Annotated in this window: 21 protein-coding genes and 1 other RNA gene; 17 read left to right on the top strand and 5 right to left on the bottom strand. The window is 46.4% G+C overall.

From position 1 onward, the window contains the following. Window positions 1-46: 46 nt before the first annotated feature. An RNA gene (gene rnpB, locus KJS65_RS01400) (RNase P RNA component class A) lies at window positions 47-456 on the top strand. A gap of 612 nt (window positions 457-1,068) precedes the next feature. Here rnpB and KJS65_RS01405 read toward each other — a convergent pair. Beyond that, window positions 1,069-2,958 (bottom strand): S8 family peptidase, encoded by a 1,890-nt coding sequence (locus KJS65_RS01405; protein WP_213648264.1) that lies wholly within the window; start codon window positions 2,956-2,958, stop codon window positions 1,069-1,071. Window positions 2,959-3,199: 241 nt separating this feature from the next. Between KJS65_RS01405 and KJS65_RS01410 the strand changes: the two genes are divergently transcribed. The 6 genes from KJS65_RS01410 (at window position 3,200) to thiI (ending at window position 8,023) form a co-directional block, all read left to right on the top strand. Next, complete coding sequence (locus KJS65_RS01410; protein ID WP_213648265.1) at window positions 3,200-3,706, top strand: YpuI family protein; 507 nt, start codon at window positions 3,200-3,202, stop codon at window positions 3,704-3,706. Between the two features lie 203 nt (window positions 3,707-3,909). Continuing rightward, window positions 3,910-4,131: a DUF1540 domain-containing protein gene (locus KJS65_RS01415; RefSeq protein WP_136606531.1), complete on the top strand. Its 222-nt coding sequence runs from the start codon at window positions 3,910-3,912 to the stop codon at window positions 4,129-4,131. 69 nt (window positions 4,132-4,200) lie between these two features. After that, window positions 4,201-4,596 (top strand): hypothetical protein, encoded by a 396-nt coding sequence (locus KJS65_RS01420; protein ID WP_213648266.1) that lies wholly within the window; start codon window positions 4,201-4,203, stop codon window positions 4,594-4,596. Between the two features lie 190 nt (window positions 4,597-4,786). Further along, window positions 4,787-5,512: a lytic transglycosylase domain-containing protein gene (locus KJS65_RS01425; protein WP_213648267.1), complete on the top strand. Its 726-nt coding sequence runs from the start codon at window positions 4,787-4,789 to the stop codon at window positions 5,510-5,512. 127 nt (window positions 5,513-5,639) lie between these two features. Next, window positions 5,640-6,794 (top strand): cysteine desulfurase family protein, encoded by a 1,155-nt coding sequence (locus KJS65_RS01430; protein WP_213648268.1) that lies wholly within the window; start codon window positions 5,640-5,642, stop codon window positions 6,792-6,794. Between the two features lie 2 nt (window positions 6,795-6,796). Continuing rightward, window positions 6,797-8,023 carry a tRNA uracil 4-sulfurtransferase ThiI gene (thiI, locus tag KJS65_RS01435; protein WP_213650587.1) on the top strand — a complete coding sequence of 409 codons (1,227 nt, stop codon included), beginning with the start codon at window positions 6,797-6,799 and terminating at the stop codon, window positions 8,021-8,023. Between the two features lie 44 nt (window positions 8,024-8,067). On the opposite strand, the gene KJS65_RS01440 is transcribed toward thiI, so the two are convergent. Further along, window positions 8,068-8,763: a TerC family protein gene (locus tag KJS65_RS01440; RefSeq protein ID WP_213648269.1), complete on the bottom strand. Its 696-nt coding sequence runs from the start codon at window positions 8,761-8,763 to the stop codon at window positions 8,068-8,070. 174 nt (window positions 8,764-8,937) lie between these two features. On the opposite strand from KJS65_RS01440, the gene KJS65_RS01445 reads away from it, so the two are divergent. From KJS65_RS01445 to KJS65_RS01465, 5 genes are all read left to right on the top strand, one after another. Then, window positions 8,938-9,597: a TerC family protein gene (locus KJS65_RS01445; RefSeq protein ID WP_213648270.1), complete on the top strand. Its 660-nt coding sequence runs from the start codon at window positions 8,938-8,940 to the stop codon at window positions 9,595-9,597. Between the two features lie 170 nt (window positions 9,598-9,767). Further along, a complete protein-coding gene (locus KJS65_RS01450) occupies window positions 9,768-10,277 on the top strand; it encodes a hypothetical protein (RefSeq protein WP_213648271.1) in 510 nt (169 codons plus the stop codon). A 167-nt stretch (window positions 10,278-10,444) separates the two neighbouring features. After that, window positions 10,445-12,286 carry a translational GTPase TypA gene (typA, locus tag KJS65_RS01455; RefSeq protein ID WP_136606525.1) on the top strand — a complete coding sequence of 614 codons (1,842 nt, stop codon included), beginning with the start codon at window positions 10,445-10,447 and terminating at the stop codon, window positions 12,284-12,286. 46 nt (window positions 12,287-12,332) lie between these two features. Beyond that, a complete protein-coding gene (locus KJS65_RS01460) occupies window positions 12,333-12,629 on the top strand; it encodes a YlaH-like family protein (protein WP_136606524.1) in 297 nt (98 codons plus the stop codon). Between the two features lie 93 nt (window positions 12,630-12,722). Next, the gene (locus KJS65_RS01465) at window positions 12,723-13,802 is read left to right on the top strand and encodes an LCP family protein (protein ID WP_213648272.1); all 1,080 of its coding nucleotides are present in this window, start codon (window positions 12,723-12,725) and stop codon (window positions 13,800-13,802) included. Window positions 13,803-14,075: 273 nt separating this feature from the next. Here the strand turns inward: KJS65_RS01465 and KJS65_RS01470 are convergent, their stop codons facing one another. Then, entirely contained in the window at window positions 14,076-14,648 is a 573-nt protein-coding gene (locus KJS65_RS01470; protein ID WP_213648273.1) for a YhcN/YlaJ family sporulation lipoprotein, read from the bottom strand. A gap of 106 nt (window positions 14,649-14,754) precedes the next feature. Here KJS65_RS01470 and KJS65_RS01475 point away from each other — a divergent pair, with 106 nt between their 5' ends. Both KJS65_RS01475 and KJS65_RS01480 read left to right on the top strand, forming a co-directional pair. Next, the gene (locus KJS65_RS01475) at window positions 14,755-16,086 is read left to right on the top strand and encodes a PhoH family protein (protein WP_213648274.1); all 1,332 of its coding nucleotides are present in this window, start codon (window positions 14,755-14,757) and stop codon (window positions 16,084-16,086) included. 184 nt (window positions 16,087-16,270) lie between these two features. Further along, window positions 16,271-17,527 carry an extracellular solute-binding protein gene (locus tag KJS65_RS01480; RefSeq protein WP_213648275.1) on the top strand — a complete coding sequence of 419 codons (1,257 nt, stop codon included), beginning with the start codon at window positions 16,271-16,273 and terminating at the stop codon, window positions 17,525-17,527. A 28-nt stretch (window positions 17,528-17,555) separates the two neighbouring features. On the opposite strand, the gene KJS65_RS01485 is transcribed toward KJS65_RS01480, so the two are convergent. Further along, window positions 17,556-18,656: a coiled-coil domain-containing protein gene (locus KJS65_RS01485; RefSeq protein WP_213648276.1), complete on the bottom strand. Its 1,101-nt coding sequence runs from the start codon at window positions 18,654-18,656 to the stop codon at window positions 17,556-17,558. 196 nt (window positions 18,657-18,852) lie between these two features. Continuing rightward, window positions 18,853-19,089 carry a DUF2626 family protein gene (locus tag KJS65_RS01490; protein WP_136606519.1) on the bottom strand — a complete coding sequence of 79 codons (237 nt, stop codon included), beginning with the start codon at window positions 19,087-19,089 and terminating at the stop codon, window positions 18,853-18,855. Window positions 19,090-19,552: 463 nt separating this feature from the next. On the opposite strand from KJS65_RS01490, the gene KJS65_RS01495 reads away from it, so the two are divergent. The 3 genes from KJS65_RS01495 (at window position 19,553) to KJS65_RS01505 (ending at window position 21,781) form a co-directional block, all read left to right on the top strand. Then, window positions 19,553-20,203 carry an RsfA family transcriptional regulator gene (locus KJS65_RS01495; protein ID WP_213648277.1) on the top strand — a complete coding sequence of 217 codons (651 nt, stop codon included), beginning with the start codon at window positions 19,553-19,555 and terminating at the stop codon, window positions 20,201-20,203. 202 nt (window positions 20,204-20,405) lie between these two features. After that, entirely contained in the window at window positions 20,406-21,386 is a 981-nt protein-coding gene (locus tag KJS65_RS01500; protein ID WP_213648278.1) for a ketopantoate reductase family protein, read from the top strand. After that, a complete protein-coding gene (locus KJS65_RS01505) occupies window positions 21,383-21,781 on the top strand; it encodes a DUF3397 domain-containing protein (protein ID WP_306432949.1) in 399 nt (132 codons plus the stop codon). Before KJS65_RS01500 ends, KJS65_RS01505 begins: the two co-directional genes overlap by 4 nt. Window positions 21,782-21,879: the final 98 nt, after the last annotated feature.

The raw sequence follows: 21,879 nt of genomic DNA on the forward strand, positions 1-21,879 counted from the left end.
ATTGAAACCTTTCGCTTTTCCATGTATACTATACAATGTTGTCCGGAAAGTTTGACAGACAATCGCTGGTGGCGCGTAAGGCGCCACGAGAGGAAAGTCCGGGCTCCATAGGGCAGGGTGCTGGATAACGTCCAGTCAGCGCGAGTTGAAGGATAGTGCCACAGAAATGGACCGCCGATGGCCGCTGTTACAGCGGATCAGGCAAGGATGGAACCGAGGTGTAAGAGACCCCGAGGAACGCTGGTGACTTCGTTCCTGGTAAACCCCACTTGGAGCAAGACCTAATGGAACGCGGCTTCCCTGAGAAGCAGCCTTAGCCCGAGGCGCGTTCGGGTTGGTCGCTTGAGCCAATTAGCAATGATTGGCCTAGATAGATGATTGTCGCTTATCCGCGGGAGGGTAGTTCCCGTCTGTACCGCGAAGAGCACAGAACCCGGCTTACGTAAAACTTTCCTAACTGCAACAGTATTATTAAACATGATACCGCCAAGGCGGCATCCCGTTAAACCGGTGATGCCGTCTTTTTGCGCTTACCCGGCGGCTTATATCCAGACGAGCCTGATTTAGTCAAATAACACTATACCAAGGACAAACGTACAAACGAAGGTGATTCCAACATAATAAACTGTACTAATTCAACGAAAGGAGCTGCTTGCAAATGTATAACCATTGCTTCCAATGTCCTCCAGCGGATCCGATTTATACAGATCCAACTGTAATTGTTCAGGATTATTACTACCCGCAAATCGTACCGGTGGTTCACACAGTTCAAGTGGTAAAAAGACATCACTGTGTACCCGTACCAAAACATGTATATAACTACGTTGAAAGTGATCAAAACTGCTCCGTTTCCACTAACAGCGTGAAGCGGGGAGCGCAGGTTTCTAGAGCCAGAGGCAGACGTTAATCAAATCTGTAACACACCATAAGAAAATGTCTCGCAGTAGATTCGCAGAAGACATAATGCTACAAGAGTGTTTTCCGGTGTTTATAAAATTGAAGCTGAAAACTTTGCAGTCAAAAAAGCAATCCGCCTTAAAAAGGCCGGATTGCTTTTTTTCTAACATGTTATTTGTTTTTTTGAATGACAGAATCCATTTTCTTCTGAACATGCTGCGGCCAAAATTGTAATGGTGCTTCTGTAGTGCCTGCAGCCTGCAATGCTTTATAAATATCAATCTGTCCATACCCATAGTATTTGTCCCTTCCTTTTGGGCCCAAATCCACCGTGCTGCTTCGCATAATATCCATGACTTGCTTGTTGGTAAGATCCGGATTTCGGGAGCGGATCAGAGCGGCCATGGCAGCAACATGAGGGCTTGCCATAGAAGTACCCGATAAGGCCGCATACTGGTTGCCCGGATATGTGCTGGCAATGCTGGTTCCGGGCGCAGCTACATCGATGTAATCCCCGTAATTAGAGTATGATGCCCTCTTCATATTGGAATCCGTAGCTGCAACCGCAAGAACTTCGGAATAAGCTGCTGGGTAGCCAGGCCGCTCGGTATTGTCGTTTCCTGAAGCAGCTACAAGTACCACATCGCGGTCATAAGCGTATTTTACGGCATCATGGAGAAACTGGGAATCGGCGTAGTTGCCAAGACTCATATTAATGACTTTAGCTCCGTTGTCAGCAGCCCAGATAATACCTTCGGCCACAGAATAGGTTGTTCCGGATCCTGATTTATCGAGCGCTTTTACCGGCAGCATTTTGTTGTACCAGCTGATTCCGGCAACGCCTTCGTTATTGTTCACAAGTGCTCCGATGATTCCGGATACATGGGTTCCATGTCCTACGTCATCTAATGGATCGGAGTCGGGGTTAATAACGTTGTAGCCTGTCAGAAGCTGTCCCTGCAGGTCCGGATGATCGATATCAACACCTGTATCAACGATACCGACAATGACGTCATTGCTGCCTCTGGATAAATCCCAGCCTTGATTTGTTTCAATGGCAGGCAGATTCCATTGATATTTGGCGAACAGCAAATCATTTGGAACATTGGGCAGACTGCTCGTGGACTCTTTTACCTTGTCATTGGTCATGTATAAATAATGGGGCTCAACGTATTGTGGGTTCCAGTTTTTCATGAAATATGATTTTAGTTGGCTGTAATCCATTCCACTGGCATGAAACACATAGGCATAACCCAGCTTTCGCGAGGATTCGGCTCTAAGCTCACTGATTATTCGGTTCAGATCCTGCCGGGACGGATCCTGGCGGAAACGCACTACAATTTCATTTTCATAAAAATGGCTGGCTTTCTCGTTGTCATGACCGGTTCGTACTGTAATATCCCGCAGTGTATCGGCATGAACGGACTCGACCTTGTATTTTCCTTCTTTCGGATAAGGGATGAGTCTCAGGTTTTTCTTTTGGTGGTTGGCTACTTCTGTCAGGATTCTCTGATTCATAAGAGCAATAACGCCTTGCTTCGGTGTTTGTTTTGAAGGCTCAGCGATTACAAAATACTCCTTGCCGCTCATTTTAAAAGAGGTGGACTCATATGAACGCTGTTTGCCGATATTCTTTTCGGCTTGATCAAGATATCCCTTCAAGATTTTCCGGTCGGCAGCATTCCAGTTGCTTTTCGTAATCGTATATTCCTGACGTTTTCCTTTTTTCGCATCCTGCCATATAATCATGGTAAAGTGATCATGTGATTGCTGAAGCTTACGCACATAGTCAGAGACTTGAGCGGGTCCAGCCTGCGCAAGCTTGGTGAGCATCGAGGTCAGGTGCTGCTTGGCATCCAGGCGCGTTAAATGATCCGTGGAAGCAATATCCTGTGCCATCAAGCTTTGCTTGGAAAGATGTTCTTGCTTCGGGTTCGGTATGACCGGCTCGGAAGCTTGCTTGCGGGTGTGGGTATCGGCGGAGTGAGGCACCTGCATGATGATGATCAGTGCAGCGGCTGCTGCCGCGATGCCAAGACCTGCCCATGTGCGACGGGACATAAGATAAACCTCCTGAAAATGAAATTACCTTTATCGTGAGGAGAGGAGGCCTATTTTATACCCCGATTTCATGGCCGCCACATTAGTACCCAATATTTGTCCAATGGGATTGCAGAAAGGGATACCGCTCATCATTGTTTTATGATAGGATAGTACATGGAAAAATGATGCTGTAAAGCGATTTAATTGTATGATGTCAGCAATTGGACTGAAGGAACCATTAAGGGGGAGCAAATTAGCGATGTCAGCAGGTAATGTTCAAAAATTGTGTGAGACCACGAAAGAGAAGCTGAAATATGCAATCGATAAACTTGAGGTATTTCTGAACGAGTATTCGCTTTCGCAGCTCGCGGCAGAACCAAATGAAGAAACACTGCATTTTTACAAAGGGTTTCTTTCGGATTTGCGCCATCTGCTTGTCTTCAGCGAAGTTTCTTCAGAGAAGCTTGGAGTCGTGCTGCGCCGTGCGAATTTTGATACGGAATTTGCTGAGAAGGCTCTCTATCATGTATATCACCACTGCGTGAATAACTTTTTCTATCCAAAAAGCGAAAGCTATTCCGAAGATGGCCGATACGCTTATACCGGACAAGATGCAATCCGTTTCAGAGCGAAACCGGTGCGCCCGGTGCGGGACATCGTCCTGGACATTACAAAAGTGTTTGAAGACCTCAGAGATGACCTGACTTACTACGAAAGCGACTATTTGACAGAGCGTAGAATGCAAAGTCAGCGCACTCACGCCTAAACCATAAAAAATCTTTTTGATCATACATGCTAAAGATGTCCGCAGACCGGGCATCTTTTTTTATTTATGCTATGGATTTCCCACATCTGGTGAGTGGCTAGAAGACCTTCTTGGATAATGAATTCCCGCCAGCAACTGACAGGTAACCGTTCGTATAGGGGGGAGAAAGCAAGGAGACAATGGTATCTGAGGTGATCCTAAAAATGAGTGATACAAGAACCATTGTCAAATGCAGTGTCAGCAATTGCGGTTATTGGGGAGAGCAGAATGTGTGCAAAGCAGAACAGATCCTGATCGAGATCGACAAGCATGCTTCTGCAAAATACAGTGAGGAATTTGGCAGTGAGCATTTTGCCGAACACAAAGACTATGCGGATAATTCCTCTGCCACATGCTGCTTGACATTCAAACCGAAATCTTCTTAAAAAACCATCTCAAAGTCATCACTATGATCAATGTATCTTCAGACCAACCAATTACAGGGAGGTATTCTGATGGACGATTTTCATGAGCACGAAGAGCATGAGCAGCATGAAAGAGAAAGACAGCATGCATCCAGACGGATCCGCAGAGATTATCCGCGCCGTGATGATCATGAAGAGGAATATGCCGCTGAGGTAGCGCCTCCAAGATCAGGCCGCTATGAGATCAGTCAAGATGATGATGAGGATCGGGAAAAGGAAAGAACCAATGGAAGAACAGCTGGATATGTAGGTCTTGCTTTCGGTATTGCTTCCCTGTTTATGTGGTCCATTGTGCTGGGACCGATCGCGGCTGTGACCGGTTACTACGCGTACAGTCAAGGAAGCAAGGTATGGGGAGCTTGGGGTATGGGCTTGGGTATTTTGGCTACAATCAGCTATTTTGTTCTTATTCCTTTTGCCCGGTAACATTCAATCAGCTAAATAAAGCATTGGAGCGTCCTTCCCTGTCAATTCAGCGGAAGGGCGTTTTTCATTAGATGATACAATATGATAATGTATAATATAATTCTATGGATATATGGCGCTTACTCCCATAAACATGGTAAAATGACGGAAACGAATCAAACTAACACTCTGAAGAAAAAGAGGTTTTATCATGCAAATCGATTCGGCAACCGCGAAGCAGCTGGCTTCACTTCAGGATAACAGCCGTATTCAAAATAGAGACGAGCTGCTGCAGGATATTTTAGCAAATGGAAGCAGTTCTGATTTTGGCGTCATTTTACAGCAGCTTGTCAACTCATCTTCTGGTGATAACTCCAGTGTAGATGGCTCTGTGCTGCCAACTGTTTCAGGTGTCACATACAGTGACGGCTTATTATGGCAGCAGCTGGGCACAGTAGCTGAATCGGAGGCATCCGAGCTTCAGTTTGTGGGCAGCAGTCATTCGACAGAGAAATCCGGTCCGACAAGCTATGATGATTTAATTCAGCAAGCCAGTAAAAAATATGGCATTGATGAAGCGCTGATTAAAGCAGTAATCGATACAGAATCCTCCTTTAATCCCAATGTGGTATCTTCGGCCGGAGCGAAAGGACTTATGCAGCTGATGGATGGAACCGCAGCGGGTCTTGGCGTAAGTGATCCATTCGATCCTGCCCAGAATATCGACGCGGGTACCCGTTATCTGTCATACCAGATTAAGCGGTTTAACGGCCAGGAGAATATGGCATTGGCAGCTTACAATGCTGGGCCTAACCGACTTGCCAAGCTCGGGGTAACCACCGATGAACAGTTGATGGACAAACTGGGGATGCTGCCACTGGAGACGAGAAAATACATTAGCAAGATTACCAACGCACGCTCGAAATACGAAGTTTAACATTTTTGAACATTATATATAGGATCAAATGGGGAGAATGGCAGCGATGAAGGACACTTTAACAGCTTAACCCCCTGTTTGATCTTTTTATATTGTCCGGAAACCGGAAGCGGAAGGATGAATCAACATGATATATTGGGATCACGCGGCAAGCACGCCGCCTTATGATGAGGTCATTCAAACGATGGCCGAGGTTATGAAAAAGCATTACGGCAATCCTTCCTCTATTCACAGAATGGGTGAGGATGCCGCGAAACTGATCAAGCGGGCCAGAGAAGTATGCGCCGGTGCCCTGAATGTAAAGCCAGCCGAAATCATTCTGACTTCAGGGGCCACCGAAGGAAATAATTTGGCGATTAAAGGTACGGCTTTACAGTATGGGGGCCGGGGAAAGCATATCATCTCGACGCAAATTGAACACCCGTCCGTATATGACAGCTGTCTGGATCTGGAAAAGCAAGGCTATGAGATTACTTATTTACCTGTGGATGCAAAAGGGATGATAGACCCTGCAGATGTTGCATCTGCTGTGCGGAAGGATACAATCCTTGTCAGTGTGATGCATGTCAATAACGAGACGGGAGCCATTCAACCGCTTGCTGACATTGGACGAGTTATTAAGAAAGCAAACCCTTTAACCGTTTTCCATATTGACGGAGTACAAGGATTCGGTAAGCTGCCTGTTGATTTGGAGGAGTGGCAAGCCGATCTATATACCTTGTCCGCGCATAAGATCCGCGGGCCGAAGGGAACAGGAGTGCTTTATAAGCGTGAAGGGCTCAATCTTCATCCATTGCTGTCCGGCGGCAAGCAGGAATCAGGACTTAGAGCGGGAACCGAGAATATTCCCGGATTTGTTGCGATGTCCAAGGCGATGCGAATGGCTGCTGAACAAACAGAAGCTTTCATGAAGGAAGTGGGTGCCCATAGAGACACCCTGCTTGACTGGATTAGTAAAACACCGAGTCTTGAACCGAACAGCTTTGAGGAAGGGGCTCCTCATATTGTCAATGTGTCGTTCCCCGGAATGAAAGCAGAGGTGCTGCTCCATACTCTGGAGGAACATGGAATGCTGGTTTCCACCAAGTCTGCCTGCTCCTCCAAAACCACTGAACCAAGCCGGGTACTGCTAGCCATGGGACGCAGCGAGGATGCAGCATCCAGCGCAATCCGGATCAGCATGGGGATGACCAATACACATCAAGATGTAGAGCAGCTTCTCACGGCGCTTGATGCTGCAGTGAGCCGGTTGCAGCCGCTTAGACAGGAAGGAATGAAATGAGCTTGAATTATGATATGTTATTGCTCCGTTTCGGAGAATTCACACTTAAAGGAAAAAACCGCAACCGTTTTGAAAAGACGATCATAACACATATACAATCTATACTTGCTTCTTATCCCGCAGCTGAAATTCAGAAAGAGTATGGAAGATTGTATGTTGCCTTGAATGGGGAAGATCAAAGCAAATTAACGGATGAGCTTAAAAAAATATTTGGCATTCATTCGATCAGTCCGGTGGTCGTCTGCCCATCACAACTCGATAAAATAATTGAAACGAGTGCGTCGTTTTTGGAGCAGATGGATCTGCAAAAGGAAACGACCTTCAAGGTGACAGCCAGAAGAGTGTGGAAAGCCTTCCCGCATTCATCTCATGAGATGAATCACCTGGTCGGTTCACCCATATTGAAAAAATTTGAGCCGTTAAAAGTAAGCATGAAGGAACCGGAGCTGCAGCTGCGGGTAGAGATCAGAGAACAGGGTACCTATATTTACTGTGAGGTCATTCCTGCTGCTGGCGGATTTCCACGCGGGAGCAACGGCAAAGCGATGCTGCTTTTGTCCGGCGGTATTGATAGTCCTGTAGCGGGATTTACCAGCATGCGCCGTGGACTTGAGTTGGAATGCGTTCATTTCTATAGTTATCCATTCACCAGTCGGAAGGCCAAAGAAAAAGTCATGGAGCTGGCTAAAGTACTGTCGGGATATACAGGTGAAGTCAAAATACATCTGGTGCCTTTCACGGAGATCCAGACATCCTTCACAGGTCATGGCCAGGATAATCTGATTATTACTCTGATGCGCCGCTCGATGCTGCGTATTGCCACCATGCTGGCAGAACGCGAAGGAGCGCTTGCTATCGTTACGGGGGACAGTCTTGGACAAGTGGCCAGCCAGACGCTCCCAAGTATGAACGTGATCGGGCGTGCTACCGAGCTGCCTTTGCTGCGTCCGCTTATTATGATGGATAAAAACGAAATTATCGAAGTCTCAAAGCAGATCGGTACGTACGAGCTTTCGATACTGCCTTATGAGGACTGCTGCACCATATTTGTGCCGAAGTCTCCATCAACCAATCCGAATCTTCGCATTGTAGAACGGATAGAAGCATCAATCACCAATCTGCAAACCATGCTGGAGGAAGCGGTGGGGCGGACGGAGACCATTGTGCTGACCCCGGATTCCGTCATTGAAGCGGACCGTGAGGACGGAATCGATGAAGAATGGTTTTAATCAATAAAAAAGGACTTCCAACCATGCGTTGGAGGTCCTTTTGTTTAACTGTAAGAATTCTCGCTGCTCTTTTTCCGCTGGTCCGAACGTTTCTTCATGTATCCTGTCACGAGCACGGCAACAATGACGACGATAATAAACAGGATACGAATGGCGGGATGATCTTCGAAGAAAGGATGCAGTCTTTTCTCTTCGGTTATCATGTTGGATGCGGTATATCCGAGTACTGCTGATCCCAAATAAATAATCCAAGGGAAACGGTCAATAAGCTTAATAAATAGAGTGCTGCCCCAGACGACAATCGGAACACTGATCAAGAGTCCCAGGATGACCAAAATAATATTTTGCTGCGCCGCTCCGGCAACCGCGATAACATTATCCAGTCCCATGGCTGCATCCGCTACGATAATGGTTCGTATAGCGCCCCATAGTGTACGTCCCGCCTTGACATCGGTATGATCATCATTGTCTGCCAGAAGCTTGTAAGCAATGCCTATGAGCAGGATTCCTCCGATGAGAAGCAGCCAGGGGACTTGCAGCAGCCAGACCACAATGATCGTAGCAGCGATACGCAGCAGCACGGCGCCGCCGGTTCCATAAAAAATGGCCTTTTTCTGAGTCGAGGATGGCAGATTCCTCGCAGCAAGGCCAATGACGATAGCGTTATCGCCAGCTAGAATAAGATCAAGAAACACGATATTGGCTAGTTTTGCCAAAAAGGCAAGTATTGATGTTTCCACATCAGGTCACTCCTCATCATGACTGTAAACGGAGTCTAATATAGAATGGACCAAAGAAATGATTTTAGTCCATACCATATAACAAATCGCATTCATTATAGGATAATTTTTCAATGAGAGTCAAGCATAGCCTGGCCAACAGGAGCATAGGAGTAGTAGTGGGGGTGTTGACTGTTGGAATCGATATGGCTGCTTGTACAGATCCTGATGATTAATCTGGTTCTGAGCGGAGACAACGCCGTGGTGATTGCGTTAGCAAGCAAAAACTTGCCGCCGAAACAGCGTAAACAGGCCGTGTGGTGGGGGGCTTTGGGGGCGGTTGTTCTTAGATGTATACTAACGTTCGCGGCCGTGATTCTTTTGAAGATTCCTTTTGTGCAGGCGGCTGGAGGATTCCTGCTGTTCTGGATTGCATTCAGGCTGCTGGCAGATGACAAGGACGATGTAAGAATGGGGGAGTCAGCCTCCATTTGGAAAGCGGTACGGAGTATTTTGGCCGCTGATTTTATTATGAGTCTTGATAATGTGCTGGCGCTAGCCGGTGTAGCCAATGGAGATTTGGCGCTTATAGTGATCGGGATCGCCATTAGTATACCCATAGTTGTCTTCGGCAGTAATCTTATTGTCGGTCTACTTCACCGCTATCCTGTACTCGTGTATTTGGGTGCGGGTATCCTGGGCTATACAGCTGGAGAGATGCTGCTGCAAGACTCCAGAATGGGGATCATGCTGTCCTCGGTCATGCCATCGCTGCATAAGCTGCTGCCGATTCTTCTGACCATTTTGGTCATGGCAGCCGGAAGTTTTAAAAAGCTGCCGCTTCGGCGCTCATAACCATTCTCAAGTGCCGGTGAAAACCGGCCTTTTTGGTGTTTCCGGCCAGTAAAAAATTTACGGGACGAATATGGTTTTTTCGCTCTTTTTCAGATAAACTAAAGGTGAAAACATGTCGTATCCTGCTGGAGCAGATGTGTAAGGTATATTGGAAAAGAGGGTGGGGAAAAATGTCCTCCAAGAACGATGTAAAACTGGGTCTGTTTATTGTGGTGGCAGGGCTTGTCATTCTGCTGGGAAAACTGGGCGTGTTCGGATTCCTGGGACGCACACTCTGGCCGCTTGCCATTGTGGTGGTCGGACTGCTCATTCATTTGCTGTATTTCAGCGGAAGGGCACGTGCAGCTGTACTCATACCAGGAGGGATTCTGGTGGTATATGGTCTCCTATTTGGTATCTGCAACCTCTGGGGCTGGGGGATGATGTCATTTCTGTGGCCTGTGCTTCTGTTAGGCATTGCTGTCGGCGCGTACGAATATTATTTGTTCGAATCACCTAAACCGGCTGGAGTGCTGCCATTTGCACTGATTTTGGGCTTGGTATCACTCGTTCTGCTTTTCTTCACCTTGCTGCATACGGGAGCCATCTATGTGCTCGCAATTCTGCTCATTGTGCTGGGCCTTTGGTTTATTTTGGGAAGAGGAAGAACGGGACGGAAAAAGGGATATGGCGGTTGGTAACCCGCTTTGACAGCTTATTCTATTTTCTGTAAAAATGCTTGTTTTTTTCTGAAAATTCACTATAATATAAGGGATATGTTGAAGCGTCGTCGGCATTACCGCCCGGCGCTTCTTTTGGTGAAACACATTCGCATTGATTTGAAAGGGAAAGGATCTGGATAAAAGTCATGCATTCAAGAGATAAAATTCGCAACATTGCGATTATTGCCCACGTTGACCACGGTAAAACAACACTAGTAGACCAGCTTCTGCAACAATCAGGTATTTTTGGGAAACACGAGCATTTGCAGGAGCGGGCCATGGACTCCAATGACCTGGAGCGTGAGCGTGGAATTACCATTTTGGCCAAAAACACGGCTATTACGTATAAAGATTATCTGATCAACATTTTGGATACACCGGGACACGCCGACTTCGGCGGCGAAGTTGAACGGATTATGAAAATGGTTGATGGCGTACTGCTTGTCGTAGATGCGTATGAAGGCTGCATGCCGCAGACCAAATTCGTACTACGCAAAGCGTTGGAGCAAAACCTTACACCGATTGTCGTAGTAAACAAAATCGACCGTCCGGCAGCACGTCCAACAGAAGTAATTGATGAAGTTCTGGACTTGTTCATCGAGCTCGATGCCAATGATGATCAATTGAACTTCCCTGTTGTTTATGCATCTGCACTGAACGGAACGTCCAGCATGGATCCTGAGAAACAGGATGATAACATGCTTGCATTGTATGAAACCATTACGGATCATATCCCTCATCCTACTGAAAACGTAGAAGAACCTCTGCAGTTCCTCGTTACCTTGATGGATTACAACGAATATCTGGGACGTATTGCAATCGGACGCGTTAACCGCGGCGTGATCAAGCAAGGTCAATCAGTAACCGTTATTATGCGCGACGGCAAAAGTAAAACAGCCCGTATTGAGAAGCTGTTTGGCTTCCAAGGTCTGAAACGTATTGAAATGGAAGAAGCCGGCGCAGGCGATATCGTTGCTATTGCAGGTATTAAAGATATCAACATTGGTGAAACCATCGCTGATCCACAAAATCCGGAAGCATTGCCAGTTCTCAAGATCGATGAACCAACACTGCAAATGACATTCCTTGTGAATAACAGTCCGTTCGCAGGACGCGAAGGCAAATGGGTTACTTCCCGTAAGCTGCGCGAGCGTTTGATGAAAGAGCTTGAAACGGACGTGAGTTTGCGTGTAGAAGAAACCGATAGCCCGGATGCATTTATTGTTTCTGGCCGCGGTGAGCTTCATTTGGGTATTTTGATTGAGAATATGCGCCGTGAAGGTTATGAGCTGCAGGTATCGAAGCCTGAGGTTATTGTACGTGAAATCGAAGGTAAGAGAATGGAGCCGATTGAACGTCTTCTGATCGATATTCCGGAAGAGAGCATGGGACCCGTAATGGAAAGCCTTGGATCCCGTAAAGCCGAAATGGTTAATATGGTGAACTCCGGTAATGGACAGGTTCGTCTTGAGTTCCTCATTCCAGCTCGGGGTCTAATTGGATACAGTACGTACTTCCTGACTTTGACGCGCGGCTACGGCGTCATGAACCATGCATTTGACAGCTATGGACCGCTGATTGGCGGACAGGTTGGCGGACGTCACCAAGGCGTGCTCGTTGCCAGCGAAGGCGGCACAAGCACAACTTATGGTATGATGGGTATTGAAGATCGCGGAACCTTGTTCATGGAGCCGGGAACCGAGATCTACGAAGGCATGATCGTTGGAGAGCACACACGCGACAACGATATTGTCGTTAACATTTGTAAAGAAAAAGCGGTAAACAATATCCGTTCTGCGAACAAAGAAGAAACGGTGAGAATGAAAACACCAATTATCTTCTCGATGGAACAGGCTCTTGAATATTTGAATGACGATGAGCTTTGCGAAATTACGCCAAAATCGATTCGTCTTCGCAAAAAGATCTTGAACAAGAGTGAGCGTGAACGCGCAGAGAAGCACCGCAAAATGGCTGAAACCAATCTGTAATGAACGTACAGGCTCTTGACCTGTTATTGAAAGGAGTGTACCGCACGTGCAAGCCTGGTTTGCATCGCATTCGCTTGTGTCTTACATTGTCATTTTCGTGTTGATTACGTATGTCTATAACAAGGTATTTCGTGTCAGACAGAAGCTTCCTTTGTTGAAAGAAATTCTGCTGTATATCCTGATGGCCATTGGTTCGGGCATGCTGCTTGTGTTTCAGCACGACAAGCTTCCGATCATCCAGTGCCTGCTCGTTGCAGTCGCTTTAATGCTTCTGGTACGGGTCCGCTATTTTGTGGAAGCCCGTCAAAAGAAAAAAGCAGAGACAGCAGGTAAACGAGGTTAAGCAGCCGTATGGATCCGGCTCTTCGGCAACTTTTTAACGACTGGCATCGTTTATAGAGAGAATGACTCAAAATAAATGAAAAAGGTGTTTGAGATGAGTCCCAGCAATAACAATCTACCTCCACGATCTCAAAGTGGCAGCAAACAAAGCAAACAGCCGCCAAAAAAGAAAAAAAAGAAGAGCGGATTTAAGACGTTCCTGAAATTTGTACTGATTATCATCATTTTAGCTGTATTGGCCGTAGCGGGATATGTTGCGTATCTTTATTACAAAGCTGACAGCGGCGTATTGGATACTGGCAATAACACACCGGTTCCAGCCGAAAAATCAGCCAAGGTGAAGCCAGTGACCATGCTCCTCCTGGGTACGGACTACCGTCCAGAGACAGGTACTCATCTATCCGATGTGATTATGGTGACGGCGTTTAATCCAGATACCAAAACAGTTACCGTCGTTTCACTTCCGCGGGATACGAAGATTGAGCTCAAAGGCTATAGGGAAAATAAGGCAAACGCCTACTACCCGATTTTCCTCTCGGAAGAGAAAAAGAGCGGCAAAAAGGCTGAGGATGAAATGAAAACCATGCTCAGTAAATATATGGATATTCCGATTGATTATGCAACGGTCCTTAACTTTCAGGGCTTCCGTGACGCGGTCGACGCTCTTGGGGGCGTGGACATCAATGTGGACATGAATATGTGCTACAGGGATAAAGCGGACGGAACAGACATCAATCTCAAGAAGGGCGAGCAAAAGCTTGAAGGGAAGGATGCACTGGATTATGTGCGTTACCGCAAATCCAATTGTCGTCCGAAAACGCAGGCTTCCGATGATTTTGACCGCAATCGCAGACAAAATGAAGTCCTGCATGCCCTGATCGATAAGATGCAATCCTTCAAAGGTGTGACAAGCCTTGGCGGTGTTCTGGATGCCATGGATAAAAACATGGAGACTGATATCGAAAATGATCAGTTGAAGAATATGATCGCAACGTACTGGAAGGTTAATAAGGAAAACGTCAAATTCATGCCGGTCACCGGTACATGGAAGAGCCCTTACGTGTATGTGGATGAAGCCGAACTGGATAAGGCGAAGCAAGCGCTGAAGGATGAAATTGCTGGCAAAGGATTGCCGGCGACGACGACGGACAGTGCAGAAAAAGCAAATCCTTAAACTTGGGTGCAATATTTGCGAAGCTGCCTAATATAATAGAGTACACTGGAACCTGTACAGGAGGTCGGGAAGATGTCCGAAGCAGTTGCACCATGCACTCAGCCATTATTTATCCAATTGAATGCTGCAGCTGCCGGCCTGCCGGTTCTTGAACAGGGCACATTTGCTTGTGTCCGGATGCTGTATGAAAAAAAGCCTAGTGAGCTTCTCACTAGGCTTTTTATTCATTTTATGCAGAAATTGTTGAGTTATGGGGAAAGCTGGCTGATTAAATCAGTGCTTGGAGGTTGGTGCGGCTGGCGGTGCCTGAGTTTTTGTTTTTACATCCTTGGGAAGCTGAGGAATGATGCGTCCGACAATATCGGCCAGCTCGGATGCAAAGCCGGATACAGGCTCGCCTTTTTTGATATGTTGGCCGATTTCAGCAATTCTGTTGGAAAGATCCATATCCGCAGTCACAAGCGCGTTCTTGCCACGAGGATCTTTTCGCAGCGTTTCTGCCACCGAGTATTTGATATTGCCGACCCGGGAGCGGGTAAGCTTGCCGTCGACGTCGATGCCGACCACAGCGGTATTGCCAAACACGACGACATGTGCTTTTTTGACTCCTGCCACTTTTTCGGCCATGGCTTCGAGATGATCCTTAATGGACAAATTAGTAGTATCTTCCGCTGCGCGAACGGTTGACTTCCCTGCAGATTTTAACGATACCCGGTTGTGTTCAGTGGAAGCAGCGGACATTCCCTGTTTATTTTGAGGAGAGGGTGATGCATTTTTGTCCTGAGTCTTGTTGTTACAGCCGCTGATGACAGCGAGTGCCAACACGACAAGCATGAGCATTCTCATATGTGATCGTCCTTTCCAGGTCATAGATTCTAATGCGAATTGTAATTTAGGATGTCCATGACGGAATAATTTATGTGTTCATTATGAGTTAGTGGAGGGAGAAGGTATGAGAAAGATCTTTGTACTGGATACCAATGTGCTTCTTCATGATCCCGGAGCGATCTATGCGTTTGATGAGCATGAGGTCATCATACCTGCGGTAGTTCTCGAAGAAATTGATTCCAAGAAGCGTAATGCAGATGAAATTGGACGCAATGCGCGCACGGTATCACGTTTATTGGATCAGCTGAGGGAAAACGGACATCTGCACAGCGGGGTAGCGCTCTATAATGGCGGAAGCTTAAAGGTTGAACTGAACCACAGAAGTTTTCTCAAGGTCCAGGAGATGTTCGGGGAAATATCCAATGACAACCGTATACTCGCCGTGGCCTTGAATTATCATATGGAAGAAACGGTGAAAGAGGAGCCCGATCAGGTGGTCCTTGTCAGCAAAGACGTACTGGTCCGCATTAAGGCTGATGTACTGGGGTTAACTACGCAGGATTATTTGTCAGACCGAACTGCCGGACCTGGGGACTTCTACTCAGGCAACCTGAAGCTGAAGGTGCATCCTTCCATCATTGATGAGTTTTATTCATACCGGTTTCTGCCGGTCAAGCCACTCAACCTCTCCTATCCGCTTCATCCCCATGAATTTGTGATTTTGAAGGATGAAATGGGAAGTACAAAGTCGGCGCTTCTGAAGGTTAACACGGAAGGCACAAAGCTGGAGCCGCTCTTTTTGAGCAATGAAGCGGTCTGGGGCATATGTGCGCGCAACGCACAACAGCGGATGGCGCTAGAGCTTTTATTGAATGACGACATACCACTTGTGACTATCACAGGTAAGGCGGGCACAGGCAAGACCCTGCTTGCTCTGGCGGCAGGATTGCTCAAGGTGGAAGATGAGCATAAATATAAAAAGCTGTTGATTGCAAGACCTGTCGTACCCATGGGAAAGGATATTGGATATCTGCCTGGGGAAAAAGAAGAAAAGCTGCGTCCGTGGATGCAGCCGATCTACGATAACCTCGAGTTTTTATTTGATACTAAAAAGTCCGGGGATATTGATAAAATTCTGATGGGACTTGGCAGCATTCAGGTAGAGGCGTTAACCTACATCCGCGGCAGATCCATCCCCGGTCAGTTTATCATTATTGATGAGGCACAAAACCTGTCCCGTCATGAGGTGAAAACCATTGTATCCCGGGTAGGCGAGGGGAGCAAGATCATCCTGATGGGTGACCCTGAGCAAATAGACCATCCTTATCTTGATGCTTCAAGCAACGGACTCACGTATATTGTGGAGAAATTCAAACAGGAAGGCATCAGTGGACACATTACCTTGGAAAAAGGGGAGCGATCCAAACTGGCACAGCTGGCTGCCGATTTGCTTTAGCTCCTGTATTGGATCAGAGTCCTGGATACTTTTGCTCTATGAGCTCTAGGTCCAGGGCTTTTGTCCATGACCGACGTAGGGTGTGAGTAAAACATTTCCAATAAAAAGTAGGACAAGCGCCCTATCCTTTTGATAAAATAATAAGAGTACGGAATGAGGCATTTGCCAGAGGAGGCCAAAAGACTTGAAGCGGAAAAATTATTGGTTTTTATTCGCCATCTTGCTGCTGTCGTTAACCAGCTTGTCCCAGGGTCAGAATATGACGCCGGACAACAGCAGCAGTGAAGAGAGAAAAACAATGTCTTGGAATCCGCAGCCTTCCTCTCCGCAGGATCCTGATGATCAACCGATCCGGGTAATTACCCATCTAAATGAATCCGATTACAAAGAACTGCTCGATATAAATGATAATTTCATTCGCGAAACTGGCATTCAGGTTGAGATTAAGAACATACCGGATACGGATGCATACCGGCAACTGACTGCTGCGCTTGAAGTAGGCGAAGGGCCCGACGTGATGCTAGTGAACAGCCCCTGGATTCGGTCTTTGGCTTCCAGTGGTTACATACTGCCTGCAGAATCCTATCAGAGCAGTACAACTGGCAGTGATGTAATCAGTCCGATTTTGCAAATGCTGGAGTGGAATGGATACCAGTGGGGGATCCCTCTGGATATGGATCCCTATGTGCTTGTTTGGCAGGCGCATGCTTTGCAGACCATAGGAATTCCCGAGATTCCTCAAGCAGGCAAGGAATGGAAAGATCTGCTCGTCAAGCAGGAAAACCGCAAGGATAAGAAGCTGATTGCACTTCCCGCAGGAGATGCCTATGCTTTTGCCGCTTTGATGGGGGGGATGGGAACAGATCCGTCCAATCCAACCAATGAAGGGCTTGAATCGTTAAGCAAACTCCGTCCTGGAATACAGTTTATAGAAGCGGGTAAGATGCAGGAAGCATGGACAAGCCTGAAGGATGAAGGATTGGTTATGGTAGCTATGTCTGCTTCATCAGCGACAAAGGAAAGAAAGGGAAACGGAATGCTGGAGCTCCGCCTTCCTGAACAGCTTTATGCTGAAAATCCATTTTTACTCCGCGGGAGATCCTATGCCGTCTCCGCCCAGGTACAGCATCCACAGAATGCTGCAGATTGGATTGCCTACATGACTTCAGATATGTCCCAGAGGCTTTGGTCCGACACAACGGGGTATTTGCCTGTTTTGAAGGAAATGTATCAGGGGGATCAATTCCAATGGCTCCAGCAGCCAGTGCGTCTTGATCGGCTGCTGAAGCCTACAGATGGAGCAGCAGAGGCTGGTGCATTGCAATCAAAGTGGGATGTTTTCTCAAAGGCTGCGAAGCTTCTTTTGACCGGTAAAAGTACCGAACAGGAATACAGGGAGGCCCTGGAAGGCCGCCCTAAAGAGAAATCATCCAATGAATAAGGATGATGTGCAATGATGGCATGTTAGCCTACATAGACAGCTTTAACGTGACATGAAGAACCTGGTTGGTACTGGTTACTTCTGTAGCTTTGACAAATGATACAATTTGCTGCGGATAAAAGCCAAGGTCAAATTCATTTTCCAGCTGGCGGCAGGTTGTATCCGGAAGCTCCAGCCCGTTGAATATAAGCTTGTCGACATGGAACAGAATCGAATTCTCAGGCTCATTCTCAACGCTGTAATGCCCTTCCACCTGCAGACTTAAATTACCGCTCTCGCCCTCTGCGATGACTTTATTGTCGTTGAAATGGAAAGAAAAATTATTGAAAAGTTCATTTTTACTCTTTAGAAAGTCGTTCAGATCATCTTCCTGGATTTCGATGGAGTATGTGGTGCCGTTCGTCCGGATGGCTCCTTTTTTATTTTGAATAAATTCAGGCAGGTCATTCATGGCGGATGAGAGCGCTGAGAAATACCGCTTAACTTCATACATTCCGACATTTTCCCAATATGCAGTAAATTCCTTGATCATTTTTTTCATGGCCTCAGGGTCGCTGCTGTCCGCAATGCTGCTGTCCAGATCCTTTTGCAGTGCCAGTACCCGGTCTCTTTGCTTCAGGAGATTGTCCTTGATTGTGGTGAGCTGGGCGTAGGATTTCTCCATCTGCTGCTGTGTTTCTTTAATGCTCTGGTACTGAGACTGGTACGCATCGAGCACCATTGCGTCCTGATCCATGATCATTTCATAATAGCTGTATATTTCTAAAAGATTGCTTATGTTTTTGGCTGAAAAGAGAATGGTAAATAGATTGTCCCTTTCACCCATGTAATAGGAACGTATTACGGTTCCTGCACGCTCCTGGCGGCTCTTGATTTGTTGCTGCTTCTCTTCAAGCTGAACCTGAAGTTTTTCTATTTCTGTCTGAGTTTGGTCCTGCTGGCGGGTGATCCGTTCAATTTCATGGTCAATTTCTACGATAGAGAGGCTTTTTTGCAGCATTTGCTGCTGGTCGGCGTTCTCTGGTTTTACGGGATCAGCAAGAAGATTATGCTCCGGATGCAGCAGTGAGAGGAACAGAAGCGGCAGAAGCAGATATATTAGGCGCACATGTTTTTTAGCGGCCTTCACAGATCCTCCTCCCCTCCAGGCAAGTCTAGTCTTGGACAACGGTTTTACATACCTCATGTAAATATATGCTTGTTTAAAAAATATCATCCCTCTCTTTTCAACCTTGAGGGGGATGTTGAAACAAAGAAAAAAAGACGGACCGGCAGCGATGTCGGATCGTCTTTTTTTGGTAACTCTTCAAGCGAATGATCGGTAACTACAGCGGTAGACCCATTTTAAAGACTGTCCAGTAGCTGAAACCGGTAAATGTCACGATCATATAGCCCCAGAAGAGAAGAATGTAGGTTTTTTCCGTAAATTTCAGATATCCCAAAATCACGAAAAATGCTGTCTGCAAGAAGAACAACAGAGCCATTTCCACCATGTTCCCGGCAAATGCCATCAAACCGATAGCAAGTGTAAAGAAGCCCAGTACTCGAAACATGCGTGCCACGTAGTATCCCCCTCTCCTTATGTACGGTCGTAGCATTACTACACATCATTATAACGTTAACCCAAAAATGTGTAAACGAAAAGTCTTGAACAATTATGAATTTTTTGAGTTTCCCTATAGATTACAGAATTTATTGAATTCCAGCGAAAGCTGGATAATTCTATAATCGCAAGGAAAGCAACAACTAAGGGTGGTCCGTCTACTGTGAATTACATCAATAACGGGCTTTCCTTATTATTGTGATCATTGCTAAAGAAAGTATTCAAGCTGGGTACGTTTATTTTCCACCGGAATAAGTATGAGCTATTTAAAATTTGGCAATACAATTTAGTATCAAATAGATTCTATGAACTCTATGAGAAGCATAGAAATGAAAATAAGCAGCTGTTATACCTCATTCAAGCCCGGAAAGAAGGGTTATGGAGACGGTTATTTTAGGATGTTGTTAGGAGGGTTTGGTTGCATGACAGCAGTAAGACAAGATGCATGGAGCACAGAAGATGATCTTATTTTAGCGGAGGTAACGTTAAGGCATATCCGCGAAGGAAGCACGCAGCTCGCTGCTTTCGAGGAAGTTGGAGAGAAAATCGGCAGGACATCCGCAGCCTGTGGTTTCCGATGGAACAGCTGTGTCCGTAAAAAGTATGAGGAAGCGATCAGCCTTGCCAAAACGCAGCGGCAGAAGAGAAGCTATTACAAAAAACAACCGGCGAATCCACTGCAAGTGGCAGCTCTAGGTGGTTTGAGTGAAGTTGAGGCAGGATATTTCAAGATCGAGGGTGCAAGCGAAGAGTCGTTATCCATCGATGCAGTCATTCGCTTCTTGCGCCAATGGAAAGGGAATTTGCAGGAAAATGGCCGTCAGCTGAAAATGCTTGAGAAGGAGCTCCGGGAGAAGGAAGAGGAGCTGGCTAACTTGAGAAGAGTTAATGAACAGCTGAACAAGGAAGTCAGCGAAGTCCAGACGGATTACCGGGTTGTGAACGATGATTACAAAGCGCTGATCCAAATAATGGACCGGGCGCGCCGGCTTGCTTTTTTAACAGAAGAAGAGGAAGAGCTGAAGACTCGGTTTAAAATGGATGCGAACGGTAATCTCGAGCGCATTGAGTAGGCGTAAATCATAAAGTCAAAACCCGAACACCCGTCCGGATGAGCGAAATTTAAGCGCTCCGAACGGGTTTTTCCGTGTCTATAGGTGTATTTGGAGTTTGCTGCAAGCGTTCATCAGACTTTTTTCTCGTATCAAGGCGTAAACATGCTATATAATATTTTTAGATGGTATAAGCACCACAGTACAGAAGACAGGTGATACGATGATTATAGATCTGGTTGGAGGAGGCTCGCTGGGCCTTTTATACGGCGGCAAGCTCGCAGCAGCGGGAGTTAATGTCCGTTTATGGTGCAGAAGCGCCCAACAATCGGAGGAGCTGCGATCCAAGGGGATTTCAGTTGTGAATACATATGGAGAAACCGAGTGTTTGGCAGAGCCGGGAACTTTTGCAGCGGGCATCATTGATGATTTTGCGGCTCATTGGATGCAGGAACCCGGCGAGTGGATTTTCTTGATGACCAAGCAAAAGGACACTGAAGAGGTATGCGCAAGGTCTGCAGGGCAGCTCGCAAAGGACAAGTCTGCCGCAGATCAGCTTCCGGGCGTTGTCTGTTTTCAAAACGGATATGGCCATATGGAGCGATTAGCGGGTATTTTGCCAGGCTGGCCACTATATGCGGCTATCACAACTGAAGGAGCGAAGCGAACGGCTCCGTATGAAGTACGGCATGCAGGAACAGGTACGACATGGATTGGGGTCCCCGTACAGCAACAAGTCGGGACAGAAATAACCCCATATGCTGAAAATATGGTGAAAACGCTGCAAAAAGCAGGATTTTCGGCCATTTTATCGAATGACATCGATAGCAGAATTTACCGGAAGCTAATCATCAATGCGGTCATCAATCCGCTCACCGCGCTGTGGAACATTCCAAACGGCGAGCTGCTTGCATCAGACAAGCGGATACAGATCATGAAGATGCTGCTAAATGAAGCACTCGCTGTTTATGAAGCATGCGGCATTCCCTATGAAGAGGATATGTGGGAACAAATCATGGAAGTGTGCACTTCGACCGCAGGCAACACATCTTCCATGCTGAAGGATGTTCAGGCAGGCGCCCCAACAGAGGTAGATTGGATTAATGGTAGTATTGCAGCTCTTGCAGAAAAGGCCGGCATGCACGCCGTGGCCCATGAAATGCTAACCGGCCTCATTAAAGGTCTCACGATAAGAGAGGTGTGAATCATTTGGATTTGTTGAAAAATTCATTTATCTTTCTGAGCATTCTTCCGTTTTTTCCATTTTTGCTCGTATACTTTATCCATTATTGGTGGAAACATAACAAGAAGACCTCACTTAAGCTTGCCATGGATGTAACGACGCTGTTTTTGATTATTTCGGTTTCGGCATTATTCAATCTCACCTTTGATTCAAGGTTTGGTTTTTACTTGATATTACTGCTTCTATTAATAGCGATTGGTCTGATCGGCAGTGCACAAAACCGTCTCAAGGGCAGGATTGACGTCCAAAAAATGGCGAAACTAATATGGAGAATGTCCTTTATCATCATGAGCTTCAGCTATCTTCTTTTTACAGTAATTGGTTTTTTAAAATACATATTCATAACAATGTCTTAAGTAAATATGCATTGTTTATAAAAGGAAAAGTAGACTATATTTGAGCTGTGCAAGGTTTTTTCTTTGATTTTGGTATAGATTTTTTTGACCACTGGTTG

The sequence above is a fragment of the Paenibacillus sp. J23TS9 genome (assembly GCF_018403225.1).
Lineage (GTDB): Bacteria > Bacillota > Bacilli > Paenibacillales > Paenibacillaceae > Paenibacillus_AQ.